Below are 15,170 nucleotides of genomic sequence, written 5' to 3' on the forward strand. Positions count from 1 at the left end.
GATGGGCCCGAACTTCCGAGCTAAATCAGTGATTTGGCCTGGAGCTTCGGGTCTTTTTTCGTGTGCAGGTTTTTCGATTCGGCTGGAACGTGCCTAATCGGATGGTTCCGTTCCGTCGAACGGAGGCTGGCGTGACGCGATACGCAGTTCGTGAACTGCCGATGGCATCGACCAACGCCTTCGGCGAAGCCATCGATGCGATGGCTTCGCGCGCGCACGCCGAACGGGCGCCGAGCGCGCCCGGAGAACAGCGAATTACGCTTCCGTGATCGCGACCAGATTGCTGACGCGCTCGACCGACTTTCCGCCCTTCGGCCACCGCACCAACGCGTCGCTACCGTGGACCGACAGGACCACGCCGTCGCTGCGGTCGACCGTGCCCGTGAACGTGACGCGGTTCACTTTGGCCGCGGGCGCGAACGTCGCCTTGCTGCGGCCCGGCAGCATGTCCATCAGAAACGAAAATACGGGGTACACGATTGCTCCTTCGCGAGCTTGAACTAAGGGTTTTCCCCTAGTTTAACACCGCGCATGCGGCACCGCAACATTTCGGCCCCGTGCATTGAGCGCACGCCGTGTGCCGGCAACGTTTTCATTTCTGGTGCGGTGCCGCGCATCTGACTTATGTCACCCCGTCGCCACGATTGACCGGCTAAACTGCTTCTTTCGACGTTTCGATCGAAGGAGACACCATGCGGCGGGTCGTATTCAACCAGAAGGGCGGCGTGGGCAAATCGACGATCGTCTGCAACCTGGCGGCGATCAGCGCGAGCGAAGGCTTGCGCACGCTCGTCATCGACCTCGACGCACAGGCGAATTCCACGCGCTATCTGCTCGGCGACGCCGCGAGCGACGTGCATCCCGGCGTCGCCGAATTCTTCGAGACGGCGCTGACGTTCAACTTCCGGCCGGTCGACGTCGCGTCGTTCATCCATCCGACGCCGTTCGACGGGCTCGACGTGATGCCCGCGCATCCGGATCTCGACACGCTGCACGGCAAGCTCGAGTCGCGCTACAAGATCTACAAGCTGCGCGACGCGCTGAACGAGCTCGACACTTATGACGCCATCTACATCGACACGCCGCCCGCGCTGAACTTCTACACGCGCTCGGCGCTGATCGCGGTCGAGCGCTGCCTGATTCCGTTCGATTGCGACGACTTCTCGCGCCGCGCGCTCTACACGCTCCTCGAGAACGTGAAGGAAATCCAGCAGGACCATAACGCGGCGCTCGAGGTCGAAGGGATCGTCATCAACCAGTTCCAGCCGCGTGCGAGCCTCCCGCAGCGGCTGGTCGACGAACTCATCGAAGAAGGATTGCCGGTGCTCGCGTCGCGGCTGTCGGCATCGGTGAAGATCCGCGAGTCGCATCAGCAGTCGACGCCCGTGATCCATCTCGAGCCGGCGCACAAGCTCGCGCAGGAGTTTCGCGCGCTGCATCGCGAGCTGGTCGGGTGACGCCGTCGGCATTATCGCGGCAATTCTTCCGATAATTGAATTGGTTGTTAATAATTCCGATTACGATTTCGGAAATAATCGCGGTAACGATTTCAGAATCAGCCCAAAAGAAAAAACGATTACAGAGCGGATTGGGCTGTTTTCATGCACACCTATTTTCCCATAGCGGAAATAATGACGCGGTAAATATTGCGACGCAGTCGGTGCGTGCTGCTGTAAAATTGAGAAAATCGTTTAAGCGTAAGGCGTTGCGGCCCGGCCCCATTGAGCCCGCCCGGCCCGGAGGCGGTCATTTCGATGCGTAAGGGTTTTCACCTAGCATTAATGCCATTTAATTGACAATTAATGCATCTAAAATGCCTTCTTCAACTTCTCGCATTCAATGCCGGGTGCGGGTTGAAAATAAGGGAGCAGGCTGTCGATCTGACTTCCATTTCCTTGTGTCGTCTCTCGCAATTGCCAACAGGAGCATACCCGATGTCCGTATTTGCCCCCGAAAAACTCGCCGCCGATTACCAGTCCGGAATCGCCGCATGGTTCGCGCTTGCCCGTCCGGCCATCAACGGTTTCGAGGCTGTCGTCGAGCTCAATGTACAGGCGGCCAAGACGGCGCTCGAGGAGTACGAGGACAAGCTGAAGAACGCATTCAATATCAGCAACCCGGCCGCGGGCTTCGCGCAGCAGGTCGCCGTGCCGCAGGAAGCGGCCGGCAAGGCCGTCGCGTACGGCCGCCATCTGTTCGACATCGCGGTGTCGACGCAGGCCGAGTGGGCGAAGGTCGCGCAGGTTCAGTACGAGCAGAACGACAAGCGCATGAAGGACGTGTTCGGCGAACTGTCGAAGCACGCGCCGGCCGGTTCGGCCCCGGTAGTCGCCGCGCTGAACTCGGCGCTGTCCGCGGCGACGGCCGCGGCCGACACCGTGCGCGCAGCGGCGGGGCAGGCGATCGAGGCCGCGCAAAGCGGTTTCGACGCGGTCAGCGAAACGGCGGCGCGCGGTGCCAAGCAGACGGCCACTGCGGCACGCAAGGAAGCGGCTTCGCGCGACTCCGCTGCGTGAGCGCGTGTCGCGCGCAGGCGCGACACGAGTAAGGAATGAGCGGTGCCGGAAGGCGCCGGCCGCCGCGTGTGCCGCGTGGCGGCCGGCGAGCTTTCCGCTCGCCGCGGCGTGCCCGGACACGGCCGGAGCACGCGGATGTGCCGCGCGCATGCGCGCGCGAACGTGCAGCCGCATCGCGAGCCGCGCGGCGCTCACGCGCCGTCGCCGGCCGCAGTGCCGTGCCGGCACCGGCACACGATTCGGATCGACCCACTGATTTCAAAGCAGGAATTGAACATGACGGACGTAGTGATCGTATCGGCCGCGCGGACCGCGGTCGGCAAATTCGGCGGCTCGCTCGCGAAGATCGCGGCACCGGAACTGGGCGCGACGGTGATTCGCGCGGTGCTGGAGCGCTCGGGTGTGAAGCCCGACCAGGTGAGCGAAGTGATCATGGGCCAGGTGCTGGCGGCAGGCTCGGGGCAGAACCCGGCGCGTCAGTCGCTGATCAAGGCCGGCCTGCCGAGCGCGGTGCCGGGCATGACGATCAACAAGGTGTGCGGCTCGGGCCTGAAGGCCGTGATGCTGGCGGCGAACGCGATCGCGGCGGGCGACGCGGAGATCGTGATCGCGGGCGGCCAGGAAAACATGAGCGCGGCGCCGCACGTGCTGCCGGGCTCGCGCGACGGGTTCCGGATGGGCGACGCGAAGCTGGTCGACACGATGATCGTCGACGGCCTGTGGGACGTGTACAACCAGTACCACATGGGCATCACGGCGGAGAACGTCGCGAAGGAATACGGGATCACGCGCGACGAGCAGGACGCGTTCGCGGCGCTGTCGCAGAACAAGGCGGAAGCCGCGCAGAAGGCCGGCCGCTTCAACGACGAGATCGTGCCGGTGTCGATTCCGCAGCGCAAGGGCGAGCCGCTGCAGTTCGCGACCGACGAATTCGTGCGTCACGGCGTGACGGCGGAATCGCTGGCGGCCCTGAAGCCGGCGTTCGCGAAGGAAGGCACGGTGACGGCGGCGAACGCGTCGGGGCTGAACGACGGCGCGGCGGCGGTGCTGGTGATGTCGGCGCAGAAGGCGGCGGCACTGGGCCTGACGCCGCTGGCGCGGATCAAGGCGTACGCGAATGCGGGCGTGGATCCGAGCGTGATGGGCATGGGCCCGGTGCCGGCCTCGCGCCGCGCGCTGGAGCGTGCGGGCTGGACGCCGGGCGACCTGGACCTGATGGAAATCAACGAGGCATTCGCGGCGCAGGCGCTGGCGGTGCACAAGCAGATGGGCTGGGACACGTCGAAGGTGAACGTGAACGGCGGGGCGATCGCGATCGGTCACCCGATCGGCGCGTCGGGCTGCCGGATCCTGGTGACGCTGCTGCATGAGATGGTCAAGCGCGATGCGAAGCGCGGTCTGGCGTCGCTGTGCATCGGCGGCGGGATGGGTGTCGCACTCGCGGTCGAACGCGGTTGAGCCAGGCCTGACGAGCATGCACGCGTGCGGCGCAGGCCTGCGCCGCGCACGCGCGAGGCAGGTTGCGCGCGCAACGGGCAACCCGCGACAGGTGTGATGTTCCGGTGCGCGCCGCGTCAGCGACGCGGGCGCATCGAAGCGGTGGGGCGGCGGCATGTGCCATGTCGTCGCCGCGCACCATTGATTACTTTACTTCTCGGTAACTAATAGGATGACTAAGCGAATTGCAGTTGTGACGGGTGGGATGGGCGGTCTTGGCGAAGCGATCAGCATCCGGTTGAACGACGCTGGCTACCAGGTCGTTGTCACGTATTCGCCGAACAATACCGGTGCCGACCGCTGGCTGACCGACATGCACGCGGCCGGTCGCGAATTCCACGCGTATCCGGTGGATGTGGCCGATTACGATTCGTGCCAGCAATGCATCGAGAAAATCGTCCGGGAAGTCGGCCCGGTCGACATCCTGGTGAACAACGCGGGCATCACGCGCGACATGACGCTGCGCAAGCTCGACAAGGTCAACTGGGATGCGGTGATCCGCACCAACCTCGATTCCGTGTTCAACATGACGAAGCCGGTTTGCGACGGCATGGTCGAGCGCGGCTGGGGACGCATCGTCAACATCGCGTCGGTCAATGGCTCGAAGGGTTCGATCGGCCAGACCAACTACGCGGCCGCGAAGGCCGGCATGCACGGCTTCACGAAATCGCTCGCGCTCGAGACCGCGCGCAAGGGCGTGACGGTGAACACCGTGTCGCCGGGCTATCTCGCGACGAAGATGGTGACGGCGATCCCGCAGGACATCCTCGATTCGAAGATCCTCCCGCAGATTCCGGCGGGCCGGCTCGGCAAGCCCGAGGAAGTCGCGGGGCTGGTCGCGTATCTGTGCTCGGAGGAGGCCGGTTTCGTGACGGGCTCCAACATCGCGATCAACGGCGGCCAGCACATGCAGTGACGCGCGGCGGCCCGGGCGGCGTTCGCGCGTGCGTCCGGGCCGTGCTCCCGCTGTATCCAGCGCCGGAGCGGCGCGGCATGCGTGCGGTGATGGATCATGGACGCAGGGTCGCCACACATGCGGGGGCCGGATGCGTCCGCGCTCCAGCTACCGCGTCGCGGCAGGCGTGCCGCCCCGGCCTCGCATTCCGGAGGAGGCATGGGTGAAACCTGGATGGGACTCGCGATCGGCGGCTCGGCACTGGCCGTCGCGCTGACGATGGCGATCGCGCTTCACTGGCTCGAGCGGCGCCGCGCGCGGCTGCTGCGAAATTTTGATCATCGCGATTGCTGGTTCGTCGCGTACGGCAAGTGCCTCGCGCGCCGGCCGGCGCGCCGCACGCGCAACGGCGTGCGATGACGAAGCGGTGCGGCAGCGGCGCACTCGCGCGTCGTGCCGCATCCCGCGCATCCTGCCTGCGCTGCGCGGGACGCTCACACTCAATCGCTCTTCTGCGCGCCTTCGCCCGAATCGTTCTTGTGGAAGATTCGCTTCGTCGTGCGCTTGGTGGCATCCCAGCCCTCGCGCGACACGTGCGCGATGCCGTGACCGACCGTCTTCGCGGCGCTCGCGGTCGCATGGCCGAAGCTGCGTGCAGCCTCGCCGGTCTTGTGCGCGGCTTCCTTCGAATCGCGCTTGATGTCCTGCTTCACTTCCGACATGTCCGCGTGCGCGATCGGGCTGATCAGGGCGAGGACGATTGCGCTGCAAATGAACTGACGTGCTTTCACGACCTGGTTTCCTTGGGCAAATTCATCGGGGGCTTGCATGGCCGGCCGGCGGCGGAACGAGTGCGCCGGCCGCCGATGCATCGAGCATCACTACCGCGCGGCCGCAGAGCAGCACGCGATCGTCGCAGCGCAGCACGAAGCCGTACAGCACGGAACGGTCGTCGCCGCCGATGCGTTCGGCGTCGACGATCAGCGTCAGCGCGAGCGTGTCGAGCCGATCGACGAACGCGTCGACGTTGCGCACGCTTGCGAGATAGCCGGCGCGCGGCCGCGTTTGTTCCGTCTGCTCCTGTTGCGCCCCGAGCAGCGCGCCGTGCACGGCCATCGCCTGCGCCGCGTATTCGATTCCGCAGACCGACGCGAGCCGGCCGCGCGAGCGCAGCGGGTTGTGCGGATCGCGATGGCTCGTCGCGCTGCAGCGGATGCGCGCGGCATCCCATGCTTCGACGCGATCGAGCACGCACATCGCGCCGTCGTGCGGAATGTGCGCGGCGATCCATGCGCGATCGAGCGTCGTCGGCGGCGGCGTCGGTGTCGAGACGGGCGCCGTCATCGCGCGTGCTCCGCGGCGGCATCGGGCAGCGCGATATCGACCTGCACGCGCGTGTCTTCCAGATAGTCGAGCACGACGCGCGTCGCACGCCGCGCGGCGAGCGCGTCGAGCAGCGGCAGCGCACGCGCGGCCGGATTGCCGGTGCGCAGCGCGTCGAGTTCGCGGTTCGCGAGTGTCGTCGCCGGCGCGTCGGTCAGCTGCACGTCGATGCGCGCGAGCGTGCGTTCGCTTGCGTCGGGCGCGAACACGAACGCGACGCCGAATGCGTCGACGATCGGCCGCACCGCGCGCAGCGGCTCCGGATAGTCGGTGTCGTAGGCGATCAGCAGGCTCGGCACGCGATCGACCGCGACCTGGCACAGGCTCTCGAGCAGGCCCGCGGCAAAGCTGCCGTCGTGCGCGCACAGCACGTTCGACGTCGCCATCGCCCGCGTGGCGATGCTCCAGTAGCCGGCCGGCGCGTTGTGCACGGAGTTGTGAAAGCGCGTGGGCGACAGGTGGCGGTCGTCGCCGGCGAGCGTCTCGCAGATCGCGTGGCAATTCTGGCCGTCGCCGCCGGACGCGCTGAACACGGTCGCGAGCGTGGCGGGATCGCGACCGCTCGCGGCTGCCGCTTCGAGGCCGACCGCGAGCGCGACGCGCACCACGGGGCCGGTGCGGCGGCGTTCCGCCGGCGGCAGGCCGGCCGGCGGCGGCAGCACGGTGCGCGCGCTCGCATAGGGCGTGCGCCCGGCGAGCACGTCGGCCGCGTGCGGCCAGTCGTTCAGTCCCGGCCCGATGAGGCCGACACTTTCGATGAAGGCGGTGAGTGTCATGTCGGCTCCCGGCGGCGGGCGTGCTCGGCGCGGCCGAGGATCAGGCTGCAATTCGTGCCGCCGAAGCCGAACGAATTGGACAGGACCGCACGCAGGTGCGCGTCGCGGCTCGCGAGCACGTAGTCGGCGGACAGCGCCGGGTCGGGTTGCGTCGTGTTGACGCCGGCCGGCACGAACTGCTCGCGCAGCGCGAGCGCGGCGACGACGGCTTCGAGCGCGCCGGCGGCGCCGAGCGTGTGACCGGTCGCCCCCTTCGTCGAGCTGCACGGCGTGCGCGCGAGCAGCGCGCCCACGGCGCGGCTTTCGGCGGCGTCGTTGCTGGGCGTCGCGGTGCCGTGCAGGTTCACGTAGTCGATGTCGCTCGCGTCGAGGCCGGCCGATGCGAGCGCCTGTTCGATCGCGACGCGCGCGCCGAGCCCGTCCGGATGCGGCGACGACATATGATGCGCATCGCTCGATTCGCCGACGCCGAGCAGCAGGATCGCGTCGTCGTCGAGCGCGGTGCGTGCGTCCGGCACGCGTTCGAGCAGCGCGAACGCGGCCGCCTCGCCGATCGAGATGCCGTCGCGTGCGACGTCGAACGGCCGGCACGGCTTGCGCGACAGCAGTTCGAGGGAATTGAAGCCGTACAGCGTCGTCAGGCACAGCGAATCGACGCCGCCGACGATAGCCGCATCGATCAGCCCCGCTTCGATCATCCGGCGCGCGGAGCCGAATACCTTCGCGCCGGACGAACACGCGGACGAGATCGCCATCGCCGGCCCGCGCAGCCCGAAATACGCGCGCACGAATGCGGCCGGCGAATACGGGTTGTGGGTATGCGCATAGCGGAATCCGGCGGGCAGTGCGCCGCTCGCCGGATCGCGTTGCTCGTACGCGCGTTCGGTCTCGAGGATGCCGGACGTGCTCGTGCCGATGAACACGCCGACGCGTGCGGCGCCATGGCGCGACACGGCCGCGGCGACGCGCGCGTCGAAGCCGTCCTGCACGAGGCCGAGCTGCGCGAGGCGGTTGTTGCGGCAGTCGAAGTCGGCGAGATCCGCGCGCACGGGCTGCGCATCGACGCCGTCCACCGAGCCGATCCACGTGTCGAGTTCGGCGCGTTCGAAGTCGCACGGCGTGAGAGCGCCGCGCGCGTGGCGCAGCGCGTCGAGGGTCGCGTCGAGGCCGCGTCCGATGCAGCTGGTGGCGGTGAAGTGCGAGAGCAGCAGAGGTTTCACGAGGGTCGCATCCGGTGGCCGGAACGGGCGCCGCAGCAGGGCTGGCGGGCGCGCCGGGCATGGTCAGATTTTATCAAACGGGGGGGCCGGCATCCCAGGCTGGCCGGGCGCTTCGGGCGCTTCGGGCGCTTCGGGCGATTCGGGCGGTTCGGGCGCAAGCGCGGCGCGCAGCGTGGTCCACTGCAACCGCGCATCGGCGGCCGCGCGCAGCAGTGCCGGCAGCACGTCGAGCACGACCGGTTCGCCGCGCGCATCGCGCGCCGCATGGCCGTCATGCACGAGCAGGATGTCCTGGGGCGCGAGGCCGTCCAGCAGGCGGCGCGTGACGGTGTCCGCATCGTGCTCGCGCGTGTCGAAGCCGCGGCGCGTCCAGCTGGCGAGCTGCAGGCCGAGCTCGCAGAGCACCGGCTCGAGAAACGGATTGCGCAGGCCGGCCGGCGCGCGGAAGAAGCGCGGTCGCGTGCCGGCGATCTCGGTCAGCGTCTGCTGCGCGGCGGCGATTTCGCGCCGCAGCGCGGCGGGCCCCGACAGCGAGAACGTATGCCGGTGCCGCTGGCTGTGGTTCTCGACCGCATGGCCGCGCGCGACGATCGCTTCGATCCATTGCGGATGGCGTCGCGCGAGATCGCCGATGCAGAAGAACGTCGCGCGTGCATCGTAACGATCGAGCAGGTCGAGCACGCGCGGCGTGACGTCGGGGTCCGGGCCGTCGTCGATCGTCAGCGCGATCCGGCGGCCGGCATCGGCCGGCAGCCGCGTCCAGTTCGGCCCGAGCAATGCGCTGCGCGGCCACAGGCCGGCGGCCGTCAGCGCGAGATGCGAGGCGACCACGCCGCCGGCGGCCCACGGCCATGCGGCCGGCTGCGCGACGACGGCCGCGAGCGCGCCCGCATGCAGCGCGGCCGTGCCCGCGATCAGCGGCGTCGGTTTCCAGCGGCGCGTATCGCCGGGCTGCCGCGGTGAAACGGATGACGGCGCGTTCATGCGCGAGCTCCTGTCGGATCATGGGGACGGCCGTTCGCGGCCGCGGCGCGCGGCGCGAGAATCGCCGCGAACGCCAGCGCGAGCATCGCGCCGGGGCCGACGGTCAGCCCGAAGGTTTCGAGCAGCGGCACGCGTGACAGCGCGAGCAGGCCGAAGCCGGCGACCGTCGCGAGGTTCGCGATCAGCAGCGATACGAGCGTGTACGGCGTGACCGGTTGTGCGTCGTCGCGCTTGCAGAAGAACAGCGCATAGTTCGAGCCGACCGCGACGATCAGCAGCATCCCGACGAGGTGCAGGATCGTCAACTGCACGCCGGTGAGCGCGAAGCCGGCAGTCACCACGACCACGGCCGCGACGAGCGGCGCGAGCGCGCGCACGACGCGGCGCGGCGAGCGCAGCGCGATCAGCAGCAGCACGGCGATCGCCGCGAAACCCGCGAGCGACAGCCGGATGTCCTCGTGCACGTAGTTCACGTACAGGCGGTCGGCCTCGGCCTTCATGTCGACGAACAGCGCGTCGGGTACGCCGGCGCGCGCGACGGCCGCGCGGATCGGCGCGGCATCGAGTGCCGGCGCGGCGGTTGACGCGGCGTGAGCGGCGTCCGGCGCGCGCAGCGGCAGCATCGCGCTCCAGCGGCCCGCGCGCTCGGTCAGCAGCGCGTCGACGGCGAGCGCCACCGACGTGCCGCGCAGGTCGGCGCGCGTGAGCAGCGGCGCGTGGCGCGCGGCTTCGACATCGGCGACGAACGGTGCGAACACCTCTGGTCTGACCGAGATCGGCTGGTTCGCGACAGCCGCGCGCATGCGCGCGGCGAGCGCGTCCGCGTCCGGCAGGCTCGCCTGGCGCGCGCGCTGCGCGGCGTCGCTCGGCAGGTAGCGCGCGGGACTTTCGAAACCCGCGAGCGCGCCGCGATCGACGAGCGGCTGCAATTGCGCGGCGACCCGTTCCGCGCGTTCGAGCGCGGCTTGTTCGGTCGGCGCGGAAATCACGACGAGGTAGCGCACGTCCGGTGCACCGACATCGGCGCGCAGGCGCGCGTCGAGTGCCTGCGCACGGGCGGGAACGGGACTGAGCGCCGCGAGCTCGCGGCTCCACAGAGATTCGCGATGCAGCACGAGCGTCGCGCACGCGGCAAGCACGAGCACGGCGAGCGGCCAGCGCAGCCGCGGTGCCGCGGCGGCCGCACGCGCGAGCACCGCGCCGATGCGCGACACGTCGCGAATCGCGACGTGCTCGCCGCGCAGGTGCGGCAGCACGTAGCGCGTGACGAGCGCGGCGGCCGTCAGCCCGACGATCGAATAGAGCCCGAGCTGCACGAGGCCCGGAAAGCCGGAGAACAGCATCGACGCGAAGCCGCACACGGACGTGAGCACGCCGAGCCGAATCGTCGGCCAGTATGCGGCGAGCCACGCGCGCATCGCGTCGGCGGGCCGCGCGGCGCCGCGCGAGCCCATCTGCGCCGATTGCACGAACAGGTAGATCGAATAGTCGACGGCTTCGCCGATCAGCGTCGTGCCGAAACCGAGCGTCAGCCCATGGACGGTGCCGAACGCGACGCTGACCGCCGCGATGCCGGCCGCGATGCCCGTCAGCACCGGCAGCAGCCCCAGCGCGAGTGTGCGCGGCGAGCGGTACAGCGTCAGCAGCAGCGCGACGATCAACACGAGGCTCGCGCTCGACAGCCGCTCGACGTCGTGCCGGATCGTGTCGCGCGTGTCGACCGAGAACACGCCGGGGCCGGTCATCGCGAGCGTGTACGCGGCCGGGTTCGGCAGCGTCTGCGTCGCGGCGGAGAACGCGCGGCGCACCGCGTCGATCGCGCGTGCCTGCGCGTCGGTGTCGGAGCCGGCGGCGGCCGTCTGCACGACGAGCACCGCGCGCGTGCCGTCGCGCGACGCCCACACGCCATCGCGCACGACGGGCTGCGCGCCGCTGTCGAGCTGGTCGACGAGCGCGGTCACTTCGCCGGTCGGGTCGCGCGGCAGCATCGCCTTCGCGACGAGGCCCGCCGACGAGCCCAGCAGGTCGAGGCTGTCGCCGAGCGCCTGGTGCAGGCCGTCCGCGCTGAAGCGTCGCGGCGTGACGGCCGGGCTCAGCAGGTAGCGATGATCGAACACGAACTGCTGGTCGCGCGCGTCGTTCACGGCCTCGCCGTTGTTGATCGCGGAGAATTGCCGGTCGGCGCGCAGCGTGCCGGCGACGCGCCGCGACAGCGCGGCGCGCGTGGCCGCATCGCCGCCGTCGATCGCGACGAGGATCAGCCGCGACACGATGCCGTCGCGCAGTTGCTCGACGAGCACGCGCTGCCCGGCGCTCGGCGCGCGCGGCAGGAACGCGGACAAATCGGCCGTGAAATTCGCGCGGGCGATCGCGATCGCGCATGCGACGAGCGCGAGCAGCCACACGAGCACCGCGCATTGCCGCCACGCGGGCAGGCGCCGGGTGACGGGAGCGGTCGGCCGGGTGCGTTCGTCCATCAGTTCGCCGGGACGGGTTGCAGGCGCATCGTCGAATAGTCGCCGTCGGCCTGCCGGATCGCGACGCTGCGCAACACGTCGCGCGTGCCGTCGAGCGTGATCGTGCTGACGACCTTCAGCATCCGCGAATCGAGCGGCGTGAGCGTGAGCGTCCAGTCGTCGCCACGGCCGGCGAGCGCGACCTTGTACACCTGCTCGAGCGCGTAGCGATTGCCGGCGAGCGTCGCGCGGATGCTGTCGATGAAGGCGCCGAGCTCGGGGTAGCGCGCGAGCGCGAGCGTGAATTTGCGGTTGTTGCGCTCGACGGTGAGCATGTCGCCGTCGACGACGAGATGTTCGGGCTTCGGGCTCAGCGTGTGCTTCTCGAGATGGTCGGGCGCGACGAACACGAGCTCGCCCGACGATTCGAGCGGCTGCGCGGCGATCGACAGCGTCTTCGTCTCGGTGAACGTCGCACGCCCGGACTTGTGCTGCGCGAGCGTCGACATCAGCCGGTCGAGGGTCCATGCCGAACCGGTGTCGGCCGCCTGCGCGGGCAGCGCGAGCGCGACGGCCGCCGCGACGGCGAACACGCGCGCGGCGTGGCGCGGCGCGAGCAGGAACGACAGCGGCAACAGTGACAGGAAGCGGCGAACGGCGGTCATGCGTCGGAATCCCTCGGGGTGGGCAGCCCGGTGCACGCGCGCGCATCGTCGCGGCGCGCGGCGGCGTCGCCGGTCTGCCAGAAATCGAAATAGTTGAACCAGTTGTACGGCGCCGCGCGGCAATACCGGTCGAGCAGCGCGACGTAGCGCGCGAGCGCCGCGTCGACGGCCGCCGCGCGGGTGTCGCGGCGCACGTCGGAGAAATCGGCGAGCGTCTCGAAGTGCACGTCGTAGCGATTGCCGTCGCGATAGAGGCCGGTCATGAACAGCACCGGGCGCCGCAGCATCGCGGCCATGTAGAGCGGCCCGAGCGGGAACGCGGCCGGCGCGCCGAGCAGCGGCAGCCGCCGCATCGACGCGGCCGCGTCGTCGAGCAGCGTGCGGTCGGCGAGCATCCCGACCATGCAGTTCGCGTCGAGGCGCTCGCGCACCTTCAGCATCGAGTCGACCTGCCCGAGCGGAATCACTTCCGGCTTCGCGGCCGGATTCACGGCGGCGAGCGTCGCGTTGATCTTGCGCGCGTTCTCTTCGAACATCGTGACGACGACGCGCAGGTCCGGACGCGTGCGGCCGATCGCCCGCACGACTTCGAAGCTGCCGAGGTGCGCGCCCATCAGCACTGCGCCGCGCCCGCCGGCGAGCGCGTCGTCCACCCGCGTTTCGCCGTGCAGCCGGATGTCGAACAGGTCGAAGCGGCCGTTCATCAGGTAGATGCGGTCGTGGATCGTCGCCGCGAACGTGAACACGTGCCGGTACACGTCGCGCCAGCGCGCCGGACGGCCGAGCACGCGGCGCAGGTAGTCGCGCGACGCCGCGCGCGCGACCGGAGAGAACAGCACGAAATAGGCCGCGATGGCGTGCAGCACGACGCGCGACGGCTGCCGGCCGAACCGCAGCGAGATCCAGGTCATCGCGCGCAGCAGCGCCGCGTTGCTGCGTTCCTGGCGCTCGGCCCATGCGGTGCGCTTCATGGCTGCGCGCCTTCCGGTGCGGCCGGCGGCGCGGACAGCACGCCGGTCGCGACGTCGCGCGCGCCGGCGCGCAGCGTGAAGCGGATCGCACCGCCTGCCGCCGCATCGAACGCGAGATCGAGCGGTTCGCCGGGCGCGACCGGGCTCAGGAATTTCGCGGAAGCCAGCCGCCACGTATCCAGCGGGCGGTTCAGCGAAGCGCCGAGCGCGGCGATCGCGTGATCGAGCAGCACGACGCCCGGCACGATCGGATGGCCGGGGAAATGGCCGGGCAGCGCAGGGTGATCGGCGGGAATCGTGAACGCGAGCGGCGCATCCGTCTCGCTGCGCTCGCCCCCGTCGGCCGCGCCGGCGCGCGCGTGCCGTGCGACGAGCGCGGCGAGCACGTCGCGCGGCAGCTTGCCCGTTTCGTTGCGCGGCAACGCATCGACGAACACGAGCGGACGCGGCATGAACGCGGGATCGATCCGTTCGCGCAGCGCGCGTTGCAGATCAGCCGCGGCGAGCGTCGGGGCGACCACGAGCGCGACGAGGCGCGTGACCGGTTCGCGGGTCGCATCGGCGTGGTCCGGCGCGGCTTCGTCCGGCATGAAGAACACGCCATCGACCACGCCGGCAATCGCATTCAATTGATGATTCAGATAGGCGAGCGACGTGCGCTTGCCGGCGATGTTGACGAGGTCCGCCTTGCGGCCATGCAGCAGGAACCGGCCGTCGCCGAGCAGCTCGAGCGCGTCGCCCATCGGCACGGGGGCCTCGACGTGTCCGCCCGATACCCACACGGTCGGGCCGCTGTCGTCGGCCGCGGCGTCGCCGTGCGGCGCATCACACGCATCACGCACATCGAGCCGGATGTCCGGGAACAGTTGCCAGGTCGCGCCCTGCGACGTGCGGCGCGTCGCGATCTGGCCGGTCTCGGTGCTGCCGTAGATCTCGACGAGCGGCGCATCGAGCGCGGCCTCGGCTTCGCACGCGAGTTTTTCCGACAGCGGCGCGGTGGCCGACAGCACGAGCGCGGCCGGCGGCAGCGCATGGCCGGCCGACAGCAGCGCGCGCAGGTGGATCGGCGACGTGACGAGCACGCGCGGCTGCGGGATCGCGTCGAGTTCGTCGCGAATGTCGCGCGGATAGAACGGCTGGCGATTGCTGAACGCGAGGCCGCCGATCAGCGCGAGCAACACCGTCGACTCGAAGCCGTACATGTGCTGCGCGGGCACGGTGCCGATCAGCGTGGCCGCGCGGCCGTCGAGCAGGCCGAGGCGGTCGGCCGCCGCGCGCACGCAGCCGACCAGGAAGCCCCAGGTCTTGCGGTGCGGCACCGGCGCGCCGGTCGAGCCGGAGGTGAACACGTACGCCATGATCCGCGCCGCGTCGATCCGCGGCACCACGCAGGGTGCGTCGTCGCGGAGGTCGCCGGCGGCGGCGTCCGGATACGCGAAGCGCGGCAGGTCGATCGTGCAGTCGGGCGCGTCGTGCAGGCAGAACGCGTCCGGTGCGAACGACGCGAGCTGGCGCACCATCTCCGGCGTATGCGTCGACGGCAGCAGGCTGATCCTGTCGGAGACGAGCGCCGCGCACAGGCTGACCGCGAAGCGGTAGCGGTCGCGGCACACGTTGAACACGTGGCCGCCGGCGGGCAGCGCGGCAGCCACGCGTGCGACGTCGGCGACGAACGCGCGCACGGTGACGGGCGTGCCGTCGCGCCAGGCGATCGTCTGGTCCGGCGACGAATGGAATACCAGCGGGTGAGTCGGCATAAATCGGCTAGAGCGGGAAGCGGTGACCGGCGCGGCCGCAATGCGGCGCC

The 15,170-nt window shown here is 69.7% G+C and carries 15 protein-coding genes; 5 read left to right on the forward strand and 10 right to left on the reverse strand.

What is annotated here, in order from left to right; genetic code table 11:
* Positions 1-255: 255 nt before the first annotated feature.
* Positions 256-477 (reverse strand): hypothetical protein, encoded by a 222-nt coding sequence (locus ABIC50_RS26695; protein WP_011657941.1) that lies wholly within the window; start codon positions 475-477, stop codon positions 256-258.
* 215 nt (positions 478-692) lie between these two features.
* Here ABIC50_RS26695 and ABIC50_RS26700 point away from each other — a divergent pair, with 215 nt between their 5' ends.
* The 5 genes from ABIC50_RS26700 (at position 693) to ABIC50_RS26720 (ending at position 5,328) form a co-directional block, all read left to right on the forward strand.
* Positions 693-1,457, forward strand: coding sequence for a ParA family protein (locus tag ABIC50_RS26700; protein ID WP_011657940.1), 765 nt, complete (start codon positions 693-695; stop codon positions 1,455-1,457).
* Between the two features lie 477 nt (positions 1,458-1,934).
* A complete protein-coding gene (gene phaP, locus ABIC50_RS26705; RefSeq protein ID WP_011657939.1) occupies positions 1,935-2,516 on the forward strand; it encodes a TIGR01841 family phasin in 582 nt (193 codons plus the stop codon).
* A 276-nt stretch (positions 2,517-2,792) separates the two neighbouring features.
* Positions 2,793-3,974, forward strand: a complete 1,182-nt coding sequence (locus ABIC50_RS26710; RefSeq protein WP_354167971.1) for an acetyl-CoA C-acetyltransferase — start codon at positions 2,793-2,795, stop codon at positions 3,972-3,974.
* A 211-nt stretch (positions 3,975-4,185) separates the two neighbouring features.
* Positions 4,186-4,929: an acetoacetyl-CoA reductase gene (phbB, locus tag ABIC50_RS26715; RefSeq protein ID WP_105832879.1), complete on the forward strand. Its 744-nt coding sequence runs from the start codon at positions 4,186-4,188 to the stop codon at positions 4,927-4,929.
* Between the two features lie 198 nt (positions 4,930-5,127).
* Positions 5,128-5,328 (forward strand): hypothetical protein, encoded by a 201-nt coding sequence (locus tag ABIC50_RS26720; protein ID WP_175656281.1) that lies wholly within the window; start codon positions 5,128-5,130, stop codon positions 5,326-5,328.
* Between the two features lie 80 nt (positions 5,329-5,408).
* Here the strand turns inward: ABIC50_RS26720 and ABIC50_RS26725 are convergent, their stop codons facing one another.
* From ABIC50_RS26725 to ABIC50_RS26765, 9 genes are all read right to left on the reverse strand, one after another.
* On the reverse strand, positions 5,409-5,738 hold the full coding sequence (locus ABIC50_RS26725; protein WP_175656282.1) for a hypothetical protein: 330 nt from the start codon (positions 5,736-5,738) through the stop codon (positions 5,409-5,411).
* Complete coding sequence (locus ABIC50_RS26730; RefSeq protein ID WP_354167973.1) at positions 5,722-6,252, reverse strand: hotdog family protein; 531 nt, start codon at positions 6,250-6,252, stop codon at positions 5,722-5,724. The genes ABIC50_RS26725 and ABIC50_RS26730 overlap by 17 nt, the downstream gene beginning before the upstream one ends.
* The gene (locus ABIC50_RS26735; RefSeq protein ID WP_354167975.1) at positions 6,249-7,067 is read right to left on the reverse strand and encodes a beta-ketoacyl synthase chain length factor; all 819 of its coding nucleotides are present in this window, start codon (positions 7,065-7,067) and stop codon (positions 6,249-6,251) included. Before ABIC50_RS26735 ends, ABIC50_RS26730 begins: the two co-directional genes overlap by 4 nt.
* A complete protein-coding gene (locus ABIC50_RS26740; protein WP_354167977.1) occupies positions 7,064-8,287 on the reverse strand; it encodes a beta-ketoacyl-[acyl-carrier-protein] synthase family protein in 1,224 nt (407 codons plus the stop codon). The genes ABIC50_RS26735 and ABIC50_RS26740 overlap by 4 nt, the downstream gene beginning before the upstream one ends.
* A gap of 63 nt (positions 8,288-8,350) precedes the next feature.
* On the reverse strand, positions 8,351-9,271 hold the full coding sequence (locus tag ABIC50_RS26745) for a polysaccharide deacetylase family protein (protein WP_354167978.1): 921 nt from the start codon (positions 9,269-9,271) through the stop codon (positions 8,351-8,353).
* The gene (locus ABIC50_RS26750) at positions 9,268-11,748 is read right to left on the reverse strand and encodes an MMPL family transporter (protein ID WP_354167979.1); all 2,481 of its coding nucleotides are present in this window, start codon (positions 11,746-11,748) and stop codon (positions 9,268-9,270) included. Before ABIC50_RS26750 ends, ABIC50_RS26745 begins: the two co-directional genes overlap by 4 nt.
* Complete coding sequence (locus ABIC50_RS26755) at positions 11,748-12,392, reverse strand: outer membrane lipoprotein carrier protein LolA (protein ID WP_354167981.1); 645 nt, start codon at positions 12,390-12,392, stop codon at positions 11,748-11,750. The genes ABIC50_RS26750 and ABIC50_RS26755 overlap by 1 nt, the downstream gene beginning before the upstream one ends.
* A complete protein-coding gene (locus ABIC50_RS26760) occupies positions 12,389-13,363 on the reverse strand; it encodes a lysophospholipid acyltransferase family protein (RefSeq protein WP_175728191.1) in 975 nt (324 codons plus the stop codon). Before ABIC50_RS26760 ends, ABIC50_RS26755 begins: the two co-directional genes overlap by 4 nt.
* Positions 13,360-15,120 (reverse strand): AMP-binding protein, encoded by a 1,761-nt coding sequence (locus ABIC50_RS26765; RefSeq protein ID WP_354167982.1) that lies wholly within the window; start codon positions 15,118-15,120, stop codon positions 13,360-13,362. The genes ABIC50_RS26760 and ABIC50_RS26765 overlap by 4 nt, the downstream gene beginning before the upstream one ends.
* Positions 15,121-15,170 lie beyond the last annotated feature (50 nt).

Origin of the sequence: Burkholderia sp. 567, assembly GCF_040545115.1 — a bacterium.
GTDB classification, from domain to species: Bacteria; Pseudomonadota; Gammaproteobacteria; order Burkholderiales; family Burkholderiaceae; genus Burkholderia; species Burkholderia ambifaria.

Excerpts from the sequence above, each read along its gene's own strand:
- ABIC50_RS26700 (WP_011657940.1), top strand. The coding sequence starts at position 693 with ATGCGGCGGGTCGTATTCAACCAGAAGGGCGGCGTGGGCAAATCGACG.
- phaP (WP_011657939.1), top strand. The coding sequence starts at position 1,935 with ATGTCCGTATTTGCCCCCGAAAAACTCGCCGCCGATTACCAGTCCGGA.
- ABIC50_RS26710 (WP_354167971.1), top strand. The coding sequence starts at position 2,793 with ATGACGGACGTAGTGATCGTATCGGCCGCGCGGACCGCGGTCGGCAAA.
- phbB (WP_105832879.1), top strand. The coding sequence starts at position 4,186 with ATGACTAAGCGAATTGCAGTTGTGACGGGTGGGATGGGCGGTCTTGGC.
- ABIC50_RS26720 (WP_175656281.1), top strand. The coding sequence starts at position 5,128 with ATGGGTGAAACCTGGATGGGACTCGCGATCGGCGGCTCGGCACTGGCC.
- ABIC50_RS26725 (WP_175656282.1), bottom strand. The coding sequence starts at position 5,738 with ATGCAAGCCCCCGATGAATTTGCCCAAGGAAACCAGGTCGTGAAAGCA.
- ABIC50_RS26730 (WP_354167973.1), bottom strand. The coding sequence starts at position 6,252 with ATGACGGCGCCCGTCTCGACACCGACGCCGCCGCCGACGACGCTCGAT.
- ABIC50_RS26735 (WP_354167975.1), bottom strand. The coding sequence starts at position 7,067 with ATGACACTCACCGCCTTCATCGAAAGTGTCGGCCTCATCGGGCCGGGA.
- ABIC50_RS26745 (WP_354167978.1), bottom strand. The coding sequence starts at position 9,271 with ATGAACGCGCCGTCATCCGTTTCACCGCGGCAGCCCGGCGATACGCGC.
- ABIC50_RS26750 (WP_354167979.1), bottom strand. The coding sequence starts at position 11,748 with ATGGACGAACGCACCCGGCCGACCGCTCCCGTCACCCGGCGCCTGCCC.
- ABIC50_RS26755 (WP_354167981.1), bottom strand. The coding sequence starts at position 12,392 with ATGACCGCCGTTCGCCGCTTCCTGTCACTGTTGCCGCTGTCGTTCCTG.
- ABIC50_RS26760 (WP_175728191.1), bottom strand. The coding sequence starts at position 13,363 with ATGAAGCGCACCGCATGGGCCGAGCGCCAGGAACGCAGCAACGCGGCG.
- ABIC50_RS26765 (WP_354167982.1), bottom strand. The coding sequence starts at position 15,120 with ATGCCGACTCACCCGCTGGTATTCCATTCGTCGCCGGACCAGACGATC.